General features: G+C 52.3%; 16 protein-coding genes. 5 read left to right on the top strand and 11 right to left on the bottom strand.

Annotated features, from left to right (window positions below):
* Positions 1-16: 16 nt before the first annotated feature.
* Complete coding sequence (locus tag BG55_RS16550; RefSeq protein ID WP_034939800.1) at positions 17-721, bottom strand: pirin family protein; 705 nt, start codon at positions 719-721, stop codon at positions 17-19.
* A gap of 123 nt (positions 722-844) precedes the next feature.
* On the opposite strand from BG55_RS16550, the gene BG55_RS16545 reads away from it, so the two are divergent.
* Complete coding sequence (locus BG55_RS16545; protein WP_034939798.1) at positions 845-1,747, top strand: LysR family transcriptional regulator; 903 nt, start codon at positions 845-847, stop codon at positions 1,745-1,747.
* A 39-nt stretch (positions 1,748-1,786) separates the two neighbouring features.
* Here the strand turns inward: BG55_RS16545 and BG55_RS16540 are convergent, their stop codons facing one another.
* Entirely contained in the window at positions 1,787-2,773 is a 987-nt protein-coding gene (locus tag BG55_RS16540; protein ID WP_034939795.1) for a glutathione S-transferase family protein, read from the bottom strand.
* 326 nt (positions 2,774-3,099) lie between these two features.
* Here BG55_RS16540 and BG55_RS16535 point away from each other — a divergent pair, with 326 nt between their 5' ends.
* The gene (locus BG55_RS16535) at positions 3,100-3,381 is read left to right on the top strand and encodes a hypothetical protein (protein WP_052018913.1); all 282 of its coding nucleotides are present in this window, start codon (positions 3,100-3,102) and stop codon (positions 3,379-3,381) included.
* A 920-nt stretch (positions 3,382-4,301) separates the two neighbouring features.
* Here the strand turns inward: BG55_RS16535 and BG55_RS16530 are convergent.
* From BG55_RS16530 to BG55_RS16490, 9 genes are all read right to left on the bottom strand, one after another.
* Entirely contained in the window at positions 4,302-4,694 is a 393-nt protein-coding gene (locus BG55_RS16530) for a DoxX family protein (protein ID WP_034940020.1), read from the bottom strand.
* 236 nt (positions 4,695-4,930) lie between these two features.
* Positions 4,931-5,212 (bottom strand): YqjK-like family protein, encoded by a 282-nt coding sequence (locus tag BG55_RS16525; protein ID WP_034939792.1) that lies wholly within the window; start codon positions 5,210-5,212, stop codon positions 4,931-4,933.
* Positions 5,212-5,604 carry a phage holin family protein gene (locus BG55_RS16520; RefSeq protein WP_034939790.1) on the bottom strand — a complete coding sequence of 131 codons (393 nt, stop codon included), beginning with the start codon at positions 5,602-5,604 and terminating at the stop codon, positions 5,212-5,214. Before BG55_RS16520 ends, BG55_RS16525 begins: the two co-directional genes overlap by 1 nt.
* A gap of 2 nt (positions 5,605-5,606) precedes the next feature.
* Positions 5,607-5,912, bottom strand: a complete 306-nt coding sequence (locus BG55_RS16515) for an ElaB/YgaM/YqjD family protein (protein ID WP_034939788.1) — start codon at positions 5,910-5,912, stop codon at positions 5,607-5,609.
* 41 nt (positions 5,913-5,953) lie between these two features.
* Entirely contained in the window at positions 5,954-6,328 is a 375-nt protein-coding gene (locus tag BG55_RS16510) for a DUF1090 domain-containing protein (protein WP_034939786.1), read from the bottom strand.
* Positions 6,329-6,500: 172 nt separating this feature from the next.
* Positions 6,501-6,878, bottom strand: coding sequence for an EnvZ/OmpR regulon moderator MzrA (gene mzrA, locus BG55_RS16505; protein ID WP_034939785.1), 378 nt, complete (start codon positions 6,876-6,878; stop codon positions 6,501-6,503).
* A 2-nt stretch (positions 6,879-6,880) separates the two neighbouring features.
* Positions 6,881-7,543 carry a DedA family protein gene (locus BG55_RS16500; RefSeq protein WP_034939783.1) on the bottom strand — a complete coding sequence of 221 codons (663 nt, stop codon included), beginning with the start codon at positions 7,541-7,543 and terminating at the stop codon, positions 6,881-6,883.
* Positions 7,544-7,866: 323 nt separating this feature from the next.
* Positions 7,867-8,640, bottom strand: coding sequence for a transcriptional regulator ExuR (gene exuR, locus BG55_RS16495; RefSeq protein WP_034939781.1), 774 nt, complete (start codon positions 8,638-8,640; stop codon positions 7,867-7,869).
* Positions 8,641-8,710: 70 nt separating this feature from the next.
* Positions 8,711-10,015, bottom strand: coding sequence for an MFS transporter (locus BG55_RS16490; RefSeq protein ID WP_034939780.1), 1,305 nt, complete (start codon positions 10,013-10,015; stop codon positions 8,711-8,713).
* 368 nt (positions 10,016-10,383) lie between these two features.
* Here BG55_RS16490 and uxaC point away from each other — a divergent pair, with 368 nt between their 5' ends.
* The 3 genes from uxaC to BG55_RS16475 are packed head-to-tail and all read left to right on the top strand — an operon-like array spanning position 10,384 to position 14,796.
* On the top strand, positions 10,384-11,793 hold the full coding sequence (uxaC, locus tag BG55_RS16485; protein ID WP_034939778.1) for a glucuronate isomerase: 1,410 nt from the start codon (positions 10,384-10,386) through the stop codon (positions 11,791-11,793).
* A gap of 53 nt (positions 11,794-11,846) precedes the next feature.
* A complete protein-coding gene (locus tag BG55_RS16480; protein ID WP_034939777.1) occupies positions 11,847-13,295 on the top strand; it encodes a tagaturonate reductase in 1,449 nt (482 codons plus the stop codon).
* 10 nt (positions 13,296-13,305) lie between these two features.
* Positions 13,306-14,796: a UxaA family hydrolase gene (locus BG55_RS16475; protein ID WP_034939775.1), complete on the top strand. Its 1,491-nt coding sequence runs from the start codon at positions 13,306-13,308 to the stop codon at positions 14,794-14,796.
* Positions 14,797-14,817: the final 21 nt, after the last annotated feature.

The following is a 14,817-nucleotide window of genomic DNA, read 5'->3' as shown; positions in this document are numbered from 1 at the left end:
GCGCCCTGTTTAAGGTTCACACAGGCAGATCAATGATCAGCGCATGCAGAGACGTCCCGGCCTTTATGGTCACCCTCGGTTCTTCGCGAATAAATGCCCCATCTCCGCACGCCAGTGCTTCGGTTGTGTCCGAAGCGCTGGCAACATGCAGGTTGCCATGAATCGACTGTAAATACGCGCGGGGACCATGCAGCTCAACGGTCTGTGTTTCTCCGCTTTTTAACACCAGATGGTGCACCCACACCTGCTGGCGCAGTTGCAGGCTATGTTCTGCACCGTCCGGCGAAGCCAGCAGCGTGTGAGCCTGGTTTTTTGCCAGCTGTATTAGCTGGAAGGTTTCATTATCGCGCTGCGGACAGGCATCCAGCCACAGCTGCATTCTGACCAGCGGTTGCGTTCTGCTCAGATTGCATTCGCTGTAGCTGATACCCGACTGAGCCGACAGCAGCAATGCTTCTCCGGTGCCGACGCAGGCGTGATTGCCTTTACTGTCACGGTATTCTGCTTCACCCTGCAAAATCAGGTTCAGGACATCAACTCCCGGATAGGTGCGGGCCTGAAAAGAGGCTGCTGGTGCCAGCACTTCATGATTGAGTACGCGCAGGGAAGCGTATCCCAGCAGTCTGGGGTCAAAATAGTGTCCAAAGGAAAAGGTGTAGCGTGCCTGTAGCCAGCCATAATCAGCTTTGCCACACGCCTGCGCGGTGCGACTGGTAATCATCAGAGCCTCCCCTGTTGGTCTGAACCCGACCTTTTATCATAACGTTATGGTAAGTTTCTGGACGTTGGATTGTTAGCCAGTTAATCTGCTCGCTATATTCAAAATTCCTGACAGAGAATGGCCATGGCTAAAGACCGTGCACTGACACTGGAAGCACTGCGGGTGATGGATGCAATTGATCGGCGGGGCAGTTTTGCCGCGGCTGCCGAGGAGTTAGGTCGGGTTCCTTCCGCACTTAGCTACACCATGCAAAAGCTGGAGGAAGAGCTGGATGTGGTGCTGTTTGACCGTTCCGGACATCGCACTAAATTCACTAACGTGGGTCGGATGCTGCTGGAGCGGGGTCGCCTGTTATTGGAAGCCGCAGATAAGCTGACTACCGATGCAGAAGCACTGGCGCGCGGATGGGAGACCCATCTCACCATCGTCACCGAAGCACTGGTGCCTTGCGAAATGCTTTTTCCGTTAATCGATAAACTGGCAGATAAAGCCAATACCCAGATTTCGCTGGTTACCGAGGTGCTGGCCGGGGCGTGGGAACGGCTGGAACAGGGGCGGGCGGATATCGTTATCGCGCCGGCTTTGCATTTCCGCACCTCGTCAGAAATTAACAGCCGTAAGCTTTACAGTATGTTAAGTGTTTTTGTCGCCAGCCCGGAGCATCCCATTCATCAGGAACCTGAGCCGCTCTCCGAAGTGACCAGGGTAAAATACCGCGGCATCGCGGTGGCCGATACGGCTCGCGAACGTCCGGTTCTGACCGTACAACTGCTGGATAAGCAGCCGCGACTCACGGTCAGCTCCATTGAAGACAAACATCGTGCCCTGCTGGCTGGCCTGGGAGTAGCTTCAATGCCTTATCCGATGGTGGAAAACGATATTGCCGAAGGCCGGTTACGGGTGGTCAGCCCGGAATACACGCGTGAAGTTGACATTATCATGGCATGGCGGCGGGACAGTATGGGGGAGGCGAAAGCCTGGTGCCTGCGGGAAATTCCAAAGTTGCTGGCAAAACGGGCAGGTTGATGAATTAGCGGGGCGACGCTGAACGCACCGCCCCAGCACTCAGTCAAAATGTCGCTCGCGCCCGTGGGGGTGATCCCAGTTGTAAGCCGGTCCGTCAGAAATTATGCCATAAGGATTAATGGTTTTATGGCTGCGATAATAATGATGACGAATGTGGGCCAGATTAACCGTTTCGGCGAGGCCTGGCATCTGGTAAATCTCCCGCAGGAAACCACTCAGGTTTGGATAGTCGCCGATACGCTGCCTGTCGCATTTGAAATGGGTGACATACACCGGATCAAAGCGCACCAGCGTGGTCCACAGCCGCAAGTCAGCCTCGGTCAGGCGGTTGCCGGTCAGGTAGCGATGTTCCCCCAACATTTTTTCCAGCCGGTCCAGCGAATTAAACAGCGCATGAACCGCCTCATCGTAAGCCTGCTGGGTGGTGGCAAAACCCGCTTTATATACGCCGTTGTTCACCGTGTCGTACACCCAACTATTAACCTGATCGATATCGTCACGCAATTCGGGCGGATAATAGTCGCCCGCCAGGGCACCAACTTCATCAAATGCACTGTTGAACATCCGCAAAATATCGGCCGACTCGTTGCTGACCAGGGTATTTTGCCGTTTATCCCACAGAACAGGTACGGTGACCCGGCCGCTGTATTGACTGTCAGCCTCCAGATAGACCTGGTAGAGAAAGTCCTTGTGCATCAGTTTATCACCGGTCGCTGCCGCAAAGTCCTGCTCAAAGGTCCAGCCATTTTCCAACATCAATGGATGCACCACTGAGACAGAAATCAGCCTTGTCAGGCCTTTCAGCTTGCGCATAATCAGTGTGCGATGTGCCCACGGGCATGCGAGGGAAACATACAGATGGTAGCGGTCAGCTTCGGCAGCAAAGCCTGCCACACCAGTTGGACCCGCTTCACCATTCGGCGTCACCCAGTTGCGAAAGGCAGACTCAGAACGCTTGAAGTGTCCGCCGCTGGCTTTCGTGTCATACCATCTGTCGTGCCAGACTCCGTTAATCAACAGTCCCATAATAGTTTCCAAATATCAGAGGCCAGAAAAATTTTTTTTACGATGTTAAGCAGTAAATATAACGCATTACTGGAAGATTTTCGTTTTTTTTAATGTATGCGGTTGTTTATTGTCGGGAGAATACTTTTATTAAATTTAAATGCATTCATAAGTAATTTTTTTACGCTTGATGTATTTTTTATTTTTAACATTTATTCTGTTGTGATTTTTTTCAGGGTGGAAAATATTATTATAATTATTTGACTTTTCCTGAGTGTTTTTATTAAATCAGCGTGGCGCAGCAATGTAAGCGTCAGGGATATTAAAATTTTAAAGGAGAAGTTGCAATGCGTGAGTTAATTTCTACAGAAATTCAGTCTGTTTCCGGTGCGGGTACGTTTGCTGATGTTGGGGCTGCAATTGGTTCAGCTATAGGCAATATTGTTGATCAGGGTACTGCATTAGGTGGCCTGGTAACTGATGCTACAACCGCTGCCAAAACGTTAGGCTCTGGTATTGGTAGCTTACTTGAGCTGGATATTGTTTCTGCTATTACTAACATCGGCTCAGGCGTAATTGGTATCGTAAACTTTGGTCTCAGCATTTTTTCACAGCAAAACAAAAGCTGAGTAGTAACCAGTTGATATATTAGTTTTTTTATGGCATTTTTCTCAATGCGATAATTCTAATAATAATTATAATTTTAGAATGGCATTATGGCATTTCATTGGGCATGATTAACGCCGGGTGTTTTTTTAACTAAAAGTTTTATCAGTACTTAAAACAGGTCGTTCGCGATCTGTTTTTTTTGCTGTTGATATTATCTGATTCAGCCGGTTGAATTTTCAGTTCTGGGTGAATGTTAAAGATATTTTCGTGATTTTTAAGATAGCAGACGATCTGAAAATTGAAAACCCAACCTTAGAGGCAGAAAAGCATATCAGGGTCATACTAAAGAGCTGAGAGTTAGCCCGATATCGACCCTGACGATTAAAATCCTCTCCGATAAATGATCCCGTAACAGAAAAGTTGCGAGATGACAGACGTAATAACTACTTTGCACTGGCGGAAGACGGTGAATTTTTTCTGACAGAATGCGGCCTGAGATTATCCACTTGTTACAATATCTCTTTCAAAATGAGCCGCCAGGAATGAATAAAACATCTGGCACAGGTAGTTATCTCCCTGGATGACATCTCTTGTAAATATATTAACAATAATCAGAGGGATAACGCGGCGATGAAAATACTGGGGATAGCGCATTGCGTCAGAAACCATTTTCAACAATATAAGCCGCAAAGCCACGAGCGATTCCGTATGTAGCCAGTGCGTTTACCGTTAAGCCGCCATTTCAGTGAGCGTGCGATGCTGGCAGGGTGTTGACGCTGGCCGAAGACGCCAACGCGCATGACAGGCGAGGTGACACCACAAAATTTGTGGTGTCTTAGTCCAGAACCTTTTGAAAACAGAGATTACGCGCAGGTCGGTGTCCGGAGAACACGGGCACGATCATCGACCATACCCGAAGCATTTCTGTAGCTTGCTGAAATTACCACTTCTTGTTTAACAGACGGTCAATGCTGTATGCGCCCGGACCGGTAATAAACAGCAGCAGATAACCGCCGGCAATGGTGAAGTTTTTCATGAAGTTGATAGAGTTACCTGCCACGCTGAAATCAACATGAAAAATAAACGCGGTAATCAGCGTAAAGGCCGCAGTGAAAATAGCGGTAAAACGCGTAAGGAACCCAAACAGAATGGCCAGACCACCGCCAAATTCAAGCAGAATGGTCAGCGGCAGCAGAAAGCCCGGTACGCCCATGTGTTCCATGTACTGCTGCGTTCCGGCATAACCGGTGAGCTTGCCCCAGCCCGCGACAATAAACAGCACTGGCATCAAAATACGTGCGAGCAGGAAACCCACATTTTCTAATTTTTTCATCATCAACCCCATACGTTTTTTGCTGAGCAACAGATTGTTGTGTAGTCATTCAAAACAGGCATGACGCTTTGTTGGCGTCGTATGCCGTTCATTGCTGAGAATATTATTCGTGAAAGGTAAGTATTGTAAGCAAGATAAACTGACCAAGTTATTCAGGAAAACTGAACAGCAGGCAACAGTCCCGGAAAGTACCGGATACTGTCGTCAGGTTGGCGGGTAAAAGCGGATTAAGGTGTTCATCGGCGTGGAAGGTAGTTACGCACCATACGCCAGGTACTCCAGAGCCCAAGGCCACGTCTGGCCCAACGGGTGATGATGCGCGGATTACGCACTGACCAGATGGCCATCAGGCTGCTGCCGACCGCGAGATAGCGGCGCAGGCTGACCAGCGTCAGCCAGCCGCTGTCGTAACGTGCAGTGCTTTCCAGCCATAATTTTTTTTCGGCACTGAGGTCAAGCCGTTGTTGCTGCACCAGACGCAGCAGTTCAGCCTTGCGCTCGTTCAGCTCGCGGCTCATCAGTCATCCTCCAGCAGCTTACGGTCGGACTTCAGCTCTTTACGTGTGGCACTGAGGAGCGTTGAACGCCGCGATTTCACCAGGGTCCAGACGCCAAAGATAATCGCCAGAGCGAACAACACTGCGGTAGTGATACCAATTGCCATTAGCCGGTACTGAGCATCGACCGCCCAGATAATCAACACCATCAGGCTCATCAGACCAAAGGCGGTGAACAGCATTGTCAGGCCAACCATCATCAGCATCTGAATCAGCCTGGCTTTCTCTTCCTCAAGTTCAACCACCACTAGTCGGACGCGGGTTTCAACTATCCCCACCAGAGTTGTGACAATTCGCTGGCCGATATTAATGACCCCTTTGCCGGGGCCGTGGCTTTGCTGTGAATCCGCCATTGTTAGCGACGCGTCAGCAGGACACCGAGAACCACACCAATGGCGGCACCGATGCCCACGCTGGTCCAGGGATTTTCGCGCACGTAAACATCCGCATGATCCGCAACTTCCCGCGATGTTTTAGCAATGCGTTCGCCGGAATCGCCCAGACGAGCGCGGGTTTCTTTCAGCGCACTTTGTGCTTTGCTACGCAGCTTATCCAGTTCGGATTTTGATTTTTCGCTGGTGGTACTCAGCACTTCTTCCAGCGTGTCAGCCAGCGTTTTCAGGTCAGCACGCAGATGTTCAGAGGTGGTATCTTTAGGCATTATAAACTCCTTGAATATTCAACAGGTGAGGGACAGGGTTATCAATAAGGTGCAGCGATTACTTCCTGCAATTCATGTTTAGCTTCTGCCAGTTTCGCTTCACGTTTGGCAATTTTCTTGCTGTCGTCACCCTCCGCTTTTTCCTTCTCCAGCTCTTGCTGGCGTTCAGCAACTTTCTGCTGATGTTGCTTTATTTTCTGCTGGTGAAGTGTTTTCAGTTTTTCATCTGAACACCCGGCTCTGGCCTCGGTAAGCGCGCGTTCCAGGCCATTTACCCGCCGCTGATTGTTATGCTGGCGGGCAATATCGATCTCATGCTGAATGTCCTGCTCTTTTTGCAGGCAGAGTGAGTCAGCTGCCTGGGCAAAACTGGTCAGGGTAAGAAGTGTGAATGCAGGAATTGTGAGAAATTTCATGTAGGTTGCTACCTTCCGTTGTTCGGGCGCTGCAATACCCGGTTGGTCCTGTTAACAGATCGTTCTGTGAATGGAGTAAGCATAGTCAGAAAATACGGAAAGCTCAAAAAGAGATAAATTTCAGAGAGGAAACACACGGCCCGGTGTTCAGGCCGGGCGCTGGGAGGGAGTGTTAACTGACAGCCTGCTGGTAGAGGCTGATGCGGTGGCTCCAGTCAGCAGAGGCGGAGTGCTCCTGCCGGGCGATATTAAAGTCGAAGGGCAGGAGCTGGCGTAGTACTTTTTCTGCTGCGGCGCTTTGCGTTGGGGTATCGAACCTGATGACCAGTGCATTGTCATCCAGAGTGATGCTTTTAATCTGAATCCCCTCTGCGTTAAGTCGCTCATAGACGTAAAAGCCGTCCGGTAAGGCGACTCCCTGACGTGATGCACGAATGTGCAGAGCTGATTCATTGCGCAGCAGTACCGGCAAAAACAGCGTCAGCATCAAAGCGGCGATAACCGCCAACAGAGTCAGGTGTCGGCCGCGTAATCTGGTCGTTTTTAGCATTGTTACTGACCTGCGCTACGTTTTTTTCGCCACAAGACATACAGCGAACCCACCAGCCCAAACACCAGTAAAAACAACGGGAGTAGCATCAGGCAGAACATTAACTGATCTTCGTAGCGGCGGAAAACAGGCGTTTTGCCAAGTGCGAAGCCCATTACTGTCAGGATCAGCACCCAGAGAAGACCGCTCATCCAGTTAAAGAACTGAAAACGTGCATTACTCAGGCCAGACAAACCGGCAATGGTGGGCAGCAGCGTTCTGACAAAAGCGATAAAGCGTCCCACCAGCAGGGCAGACAGCCCGTGGCGGTGAAACAGACGATGCGCCCGCTCATGATACTGTACCGGCAGGTGCGACAACCATTTCTGTACGATGGTGGTGTTACCCAGCCACCTCCCCTGAACATATCCCACCCAGCATCCCAGGCTGGCTGCCATTGTCAGGATCAATAACGTGAGCGGAAAGGTCATTGTTCCTTTGGCAATCAATACGCCCACCAGAATCAGCAGACTGTCGCCAGGCAAAAACGCAGCAGGCAGCAGGCCATTTTCAAGGAACAGGATCATAAACAAAATGCCGTAGATCGCCCACACCAGGGTGGGATCGGCCAGCATTTCATAATCCTGCTGCCAGAGTGCGTGGACCAGTTGTTTGAAAATATCCATACAAGCGATTCCTGAAAGAGCATTATTAACGCTGTTATTGGCAAAATCCGACACGATGAGTTGTTCATTAGTATGGGTGCGGATTGACGACTTTACATCAACGAAATTATCACGGACGTAAAAAAACCGAAGTTCTGAACCATTACCAGCGGCGTGAAAAGCGTCGCCAGTTACCCGATGACGGAGAATATGACGGGATCAGCTCAGCGGCAGGACTGTTTTACAGGCGCGAAAGGCCGAGGCAAAGAAGTTTTACACAGGCTGACACAATAAGCGCCGATTGAGAGGGCTTTTCCGCTGCCCTGAGCGGCGGAAAAGGTTAATTATTTGCTTACTACAGGTGATTGCAGGGTTACAACCGGGTTTTCTGAGAACATATAGCGGTCAATATTGCATTCAAAATCGTCTGTTGTTGCATCAAACAGCATCTGACGCGTGTTTTCCAGATGTTGCCACATTGCCAGCTTACTGGCCGAAGGATCCTTTTTGATCAAGGCATTAAGGATTCTGTCATGGTCATCACACCAGCTTTCAATCGACTTATCATCGATGTGTTCATGCAGTTTCAGCCAGTAGGGATTATGCAAACGGTGTAACCACATTTTTTCAACAATTGCCGCCAGCGCGCCATTCTGTGTTGACTGGGCGATCTGCACATGAAATTTCAGATCCCATTCTGAATCGCGAAAGCGATCTTCCTTTCGCGCCTGTTGCTGGATTTCCATCAGTTGCAAAATATCCTGGCGGGTAACCTGAGTGGCTGCAAACTCCGCAATATTGCTCTCTACCAGCTGACGTGCCTGTAGCAGCTCAAAAGGACCAAAGCTGGCGAACTCAAGCGAACTGTCCGGGGTTACCGTTTTATTTTGTTGCTGCGAGATAACATGAATGCCGGAGCCTTTGCGTACTTCGACGAAGCCCTCCACCTCCAGCATGATAATGGCTTCACGGACTACCGTCCGGCTGACGCCCATCTCCTCCGCAATGTAGCGTTCTGCGGGTAATTTTTCGCCAACCGAATAGATGCCCTGTTGCAGGCGATGTTTAAACTCGGCGGCGAGCTGTTGATAAAGACGTCTGGATTCAGTCAGAACCATAGTTCCTCTCCGGCTGTGTGACTAAAATACGATTTGTTATACCACTTTCATGCCAGGAGAGGAACTGCCGCTATGACTGTGTCAGCGTCGCGCCGTTCTCCGGCACCATTTTTGCCTGACTGACAACCGGACGATTACTGAGCAATGTCCAGATCGCCGCTGCGCCCAGCAGATCCATCAGCGCCAGAACGGCAAACAGCGGGCTGAAACCCAGCGTATCCGCCAGCGCGCCAACCACCAGGGCGAACAGCGTGCTGGCGGTCCATGCAGCCATCCCGGTCAGACCATTGGCCGTGGCCACCTCGTTACGACCGAAAACGTCAGAGGAGAGAGTAATTAACGCGCCCGATAATGACTGGTGAGCAAATCCGCCCAGGCAGAGCAAAGCAATAGCGACATAGGGGCTGGTAAACAGGCCGATGGTTCCCGGACCGATCATCAGCACGGCCCCCATCGTCACCACCAGTTTGCGTGACACGATCAGATTAACGCCAAACCAGCGTTGAAACAGCGGCGGCAGATAGCCGCCCAGAATGCATCCAAGGTCGGCGAACAGCATCGGCAACCAGGCAAAGAGGGCAATCTCCTTCAGGTTAAATCCGTAAACTTTGAACATAAACAGGGGTATCCAGGCATTAAACGTCCCCCAGGCTGGCTCAGCCAGAAAGCGCGGTAGCGCTATCCCCCAGAACTGTCGGTTGCGGATAATTTGCCAGGCTGACATCTTTCTGGCGTGTGTCGACTGATGCTGAGCTTCCTGACCAGAGAGAATATAGTTCCGTTCATCATTCTGTAATTTTTTGTGGTCTTTCGGATGCTTATAGAAGAAGAGCCAGCACAATGCCCAGATGCCACTCAGGATACCGGTGACAATAAAGGCCATCTCCCAGCTGTGCGCCATAATTGCCCAGACCACCAACGGTGGTGCCAGCATTGCGCCAATGGACGAGCCGACATTGAAGTAGCCTACGGCAACCGAGCGTTCCCTCGCCGGAAACCACTCACTACTGGCTTTCAGCCCGGCGGGGATCATTGCGGCCTCTGCGGCACCCACGGCGGCACGCGCAATGGCCAGCCCGCCCCAGCTGTTAGCCAGCGCGGTGGCAGCACAAAATATCGCCCACAAAATAGCGAACATGGCATAGCCTGCGCGGGTGCCCAGCAGATCCAGAATATAGCCTGCCACGGGTTGCATAATGGTATAACAGGCGGAGTAGGCGGCAACGATGTAAGAGTACTGCTGGGTGGTGATATGTAACTGTGATTCCAGCGCCGGTGCGGCAACGGCAATGGTGTTGCGCGTCAGATAACCTAAAACGGTTCCCAGAGTCACCAGCCCGATCATATACCAACGCAATCCCCTGATTTTACGCATTGTTACTCTCCAGATTCTGTTTTAAGACCACGATATTTTCGCGGCTGTTCTGTCCGGAGCGGGACGGCTTAGCGCTAATGGCACCCGCACGACGACTATTCGGAAACTTATCCAGCCAGTATCGGAACGTCGAGACGATAACCTGTCATACAAATTATAAAGGTGAGTACCATCACAAATACTGCTATTTTTCGGATGGTTAATTTGTATTTGGTTTAAAATATTGATTTTTATTGTATTTATAATATGACGTGGATTTGTCGGGATAAAAAACGATGATTTTGTGATCGCTGTGGCAGAAAACCCACAGCGTAAAGGCTTATTGGTATGATAACTTTATTGCATGATGACGAAAACAGGGGAAGGTTATGTCCGGTTTTATGAGTGAAGACTTTCTATTGTCAGGCGAGTTTGCCCGCCGGTTGTACCATGATTTTGCTGCCGACCAGCCCATTTTTGATTACCACTGCCACCTGCCACCGCAGCAAGTTGCTGAAAATTATCGTTTTACTAATCTGTGGGACATCTGGCTGAAGGGTGACCACTACAAATGGCGGGCGATGCGCGCCAATGGCGTAGCGGAAGCATTGATTACCGGCGATGCCAGCGACCGCGAAAAATTCAACGCCTGGGCCAGAACGGTGCCTGACACTATTGGTAACCCGCTTTATCACTGGACGCATCTGGAACTTCGTCGGCCCTTTGGCATTACCCACACTTTGTTATCTGAACAGACAGCCGATGCTGTCTGGCAGCAGTGCAACGAACTGCTGGCAGAAGAACGCTTCAGCGCGCGTGGCATCATGCAACAGATGAAGGTCAGAATGGTGGGTACTACTGACGATCCCATCGACGATTTACGTTATCACCGTCAGCTGGCGGAAGACTCCAGCTTTGATATTGCTGTTCTGCCCAGCTGGCGTCCGGATAAAGCCTTTAATATCGAGGCGGCGGGCTTTACGGATTATCTGCAAAAACTCGCTGCGGTGGCGGATATTGAGATTGTCCGGTTTGACGATCTGCGGCGGGCGCTGAACCTGCGTCTGGATCATTTCGCCGCTCACGGCTGTAAGGTGGCGGATCATGCGCTGGATGTGGTGGTGTTTGCTGAGGCAGAAGATGCCACGCTGGACGGCATCCTCGCCCGGCGACTGGCTGGAATCACCCCTGACGCGCTGGAAATTGCGCAGTTCAGAACGGCGGTGCTGCTGTGGTTGGGCAGGGAATATGCCCGACGCGGCTGGGTTCAGCAGTATCATATTGGTGCATTGCGCAACGCTAATAGCCGCCAGTTCAGGCTGTCAGGGCCTGATGTAGGCTATGACTCGATCAATGACAGTCCGGTGGCGGTGCCACTGACGCGACTGCTGGATGCGCAAAACCGCGATAACCAACTGCCCAAAACCATTCTTTACTGCCTCAATCCACGTGATAACGAAGTGCTGGCGACGCTGGCGGGCAATTTCCAGGCAGAAGGGCAGCCGGGTAAAATCCAGTTTGGTTCCGCCTGGTGGTTTAACGATCAGCTTGATGGTATGACCCGCCAGATGACGCAGCTGGCGCAAATGGGGCTGCTCAGCCGTTTTATCGGGATGCTCACCGACAGCCGCAGCTTCCTCTCCTATACCCGCCATGAATATTTCCGCCGTCTGCTGTGCCAGATGATCGGCCGCTGGGTGGATAACGGCGAAGCCCCTGCCGACATCAATCTGTTGGGCAAAATGGTGCAGAACATCTGTTTTAACAATGCCCGCAATTACTTTGACGTTGGCATTTAAGCGGTATGGGCAGCGTGCTGCCCTGTTGTCCCGAGACTTTACAGGAAGATGTTATGCTCAGCCTGAACCGCCAGCACTTTCCAGGCCGGAACCATCCCGATCGTATTATTCAGTTTGGTGAAGGGAATTTCCTTCGCGCGTTTATCGACTGGCAAATCGACCTGCTGAACGAACACACCCAACTTGATGCCGGTGTGGTGGTAGTGCGTCCGCGTAACGGCGAGGTATCTCGCACGCTGAACAGCCAGCAAGGTCTGTACACCACGCTCATCCGTGGCATTGATTCGGCGGGTGATGTGGTCAGTGAGTCACGGTTAATCCGTTCGGTTAACCGCGAAATACATCCTTATCAACAGTTCGACGCCTTTCTTGCGCTGGCGCGTGACGAGGCTATTCGCTTTGTCTTCTCCAATACCACCGAAGCCGGGATTCAGTATGCCGCAGGGGAAAAGGTGACCGACACGCCGCCCGCCTCTTTTCCGGCCAAACTGACCCGTCTGCTGCTGGAGCGCTGGCACCATTTTGCCGGGGCCAGTGATAAAGGCTGGGTGATTATGCCTTGTGAGCTGATTGATGATAACGGTGCGGCGTTAAAAGCGTTGGTGTTGCAGTATGCCGCGGAATGGCAGCTTCCGGCGGCGTTCAGTCAGTGGGTGGCGCAGGATAACCTGTTCTGTTCCACGCTGGTTGACCGTATTGTCACCGGCTATCCCCAGGATGCGGCAGAGATTGAGCCGCAGCTGGGCTATCGCGATGAGTATCTGGTCGCGGGAGAGGTCTACTACCTGCTGGTGATTCAGGGGCCGGACTGGCTGGCAGAGGCATTGCGGCTGAATGATTACCCGCTGAATGTCAGGCTGGTTGACGATATCAGGCCCTTTAAACAACAGAAGGTGGCGATTCTGAATGGCGCACACACGGCGCTGGTGCCGGTGGCCTTTCTGGCGGGACTGGACACGGTGGGTGAGGCAATGGCCGATGCGCAGATAGCGGATTTTGTCGAAGCCCTGCTGCGCCAGGAGATCATTCCGACGCTGTCCCTGCCCGCGCCTGAGCTGAATCTGTTTGCCGATGCGGTGCTCAACCGCTTTCGTAATCCGTTTATTCACCATCAACTTCAGGCCATTGCCCTGAACGGCATGACCAAATTTCGCACACGGTTGCTGCCGCAATTGCTGGTCAGCCAGCAACAGCAGCAAAAACTACCGGCCAGACTGACTTTCGCGCTGGCGGCGCTGCTGGTGTTCTGTCGCGGTCAGCGCGACAGCGGCGACTATCCGCTTCAGGACGATCCGCGCTGGTTACAGCTTTTCAGTACCTTGTGGCAGCAGTACGACCAGCACCAGTTGACCGCACGGCAACTGGTGGAGCAGGTGCTGTGCGATGAGGCCCACTGGGGAATGAATCTGAATGATGTGCCTGAGTTAGCCGAATGCGTGACGGCAAATGTGCAGCGAATTGTTGATAAAGGTATGCGTGAGGCGCTGGCCCACGTTAACTGAGGAGCAGGCTATGTCGCGTTTTATTAAAATTCATCCTGAAGACAACGTTGCCGTGGCGCTCAGCGCGCTGGAGGAAGGTGAAACGCTGACGGTGGATGGCCTGCCTGTTCGCCTGCAACAGCCGGTGGAACGCGGGCACAAATTCGCTCTCCGACCACTGGCCGATGGCGAACGGGTGGTGAAATACGGCCTGCCTATTGCTCACGCCACCCGCTCTGTTATCGCCGGTGAGGTTATTCATTCACACAACGCCCGCACTAATCTGAATGACGTGGATGACTATCGTTATCAGCCCGATTTCGCCAGGCTACCCGCGCAGGCGGCTGACCGTGAGATAGAGATTTACCGTCGTCGCAACGGGGATGTGGGCATCCGTAATGAGCTGTGGCTCCTGCCGACCGTCGGCTGCGTGAACGGCATCGCGAAACAAATCCTCAGCCGCTTTCTGAAAGAGAGTGAGGATGCCGCCGATATTGATGGCGTTCACCTCTTTACCCACCCGTTTGGCTGCTCGCAGCTGGGGCAGGATCACGTTAATACCCGCACCATGCTGCAAAATATGGTTCACCACCCAAATGCCGGCGCGGTGCTGGTGATTGGACTTGGCTGTGAGAACAACCAGGTAGATGTTTTTCGCGCCACGCTGGGGGACTACGATGCCGATCGCGTCGGTTTTATCACCCTGCAACAGTGTGATGATGAGGTTGAGGAAGGGGTGGCGCAGCTGAAACGTCTGTACGAAGTGATGCGCCATGACCAGCGCCGGCCGGGCTGGCTGAGCGAACTGAAGTTTGGCTTGGAGTGTGGGGGTTCCGACGGCCTGTCCGGGATCACCGCCAATCCGCTGCTGGGACGCTTTTCCGACCAGATGATCGCCAACGGCGGCACCACCGTACTGACCGAGGTGCCGGAAATGTTTGGCGCCGAGCGTATTCTGATGAGCCGCTGTCGGGACGAGGCAACCTTCGGAAAAACCGTGCAGATGATCAACGATTTTAAACGCTACTTCATCGACAACCATCAGCCGATATATGAGAACCCCTCGCCGGGCAATAAGGCAGGCGGTATCACCACGCTGGAGGAGAAGTCGCTCGGCTGCACCCAGAAAGCGGGGCAGAGCCAGGTGGTGGACGTGCTGAAATACGGCGAAAGGTTAACGCAGCCTGGGTTGAATCTGCTGAGTGCGCCGGGAAACGATGCGGTGGCGACCAGCGCACTGGCGGGGGCGGGCTGTCATATGGTGCTGTTCAGTACCGGGCGCGGTACACCCTACGGTGGATTTGTGCCGACGGTTAAGCTGGCGACCAACAGTGAGCTGGCGCTCAAAAAGCCTCACTGGATTGACTTCGACGCCGGGGCGTTGCTGCACGGTACGGATATGGAGACCCTGCTGGCGAGATTTGTCGATACGCTGGTGGAGATAGCCTGCGGTCGTCCGACGCGAAATGAGCAAAATGATTTCCGCGAGCTGGCGATTTTCAAAAGCGGCGTAACGCTCTGAATGGGTTAACTCAGGACGCCA

This window comes from Erwinia mallotivora (assembly GCF_000590885.1).
GTDB lineage: Bacteria > Pseudomonadota > Gammaproteobacteria > Enterobacterales > Enterobacteriaceae > Erwinia > Erwinia mallotivora.
The sequence above is the reverse complement of the archived record's forward strand: the minus strand, read 5'-3'. Positions and strand labels throughout refer to the sequence as shown.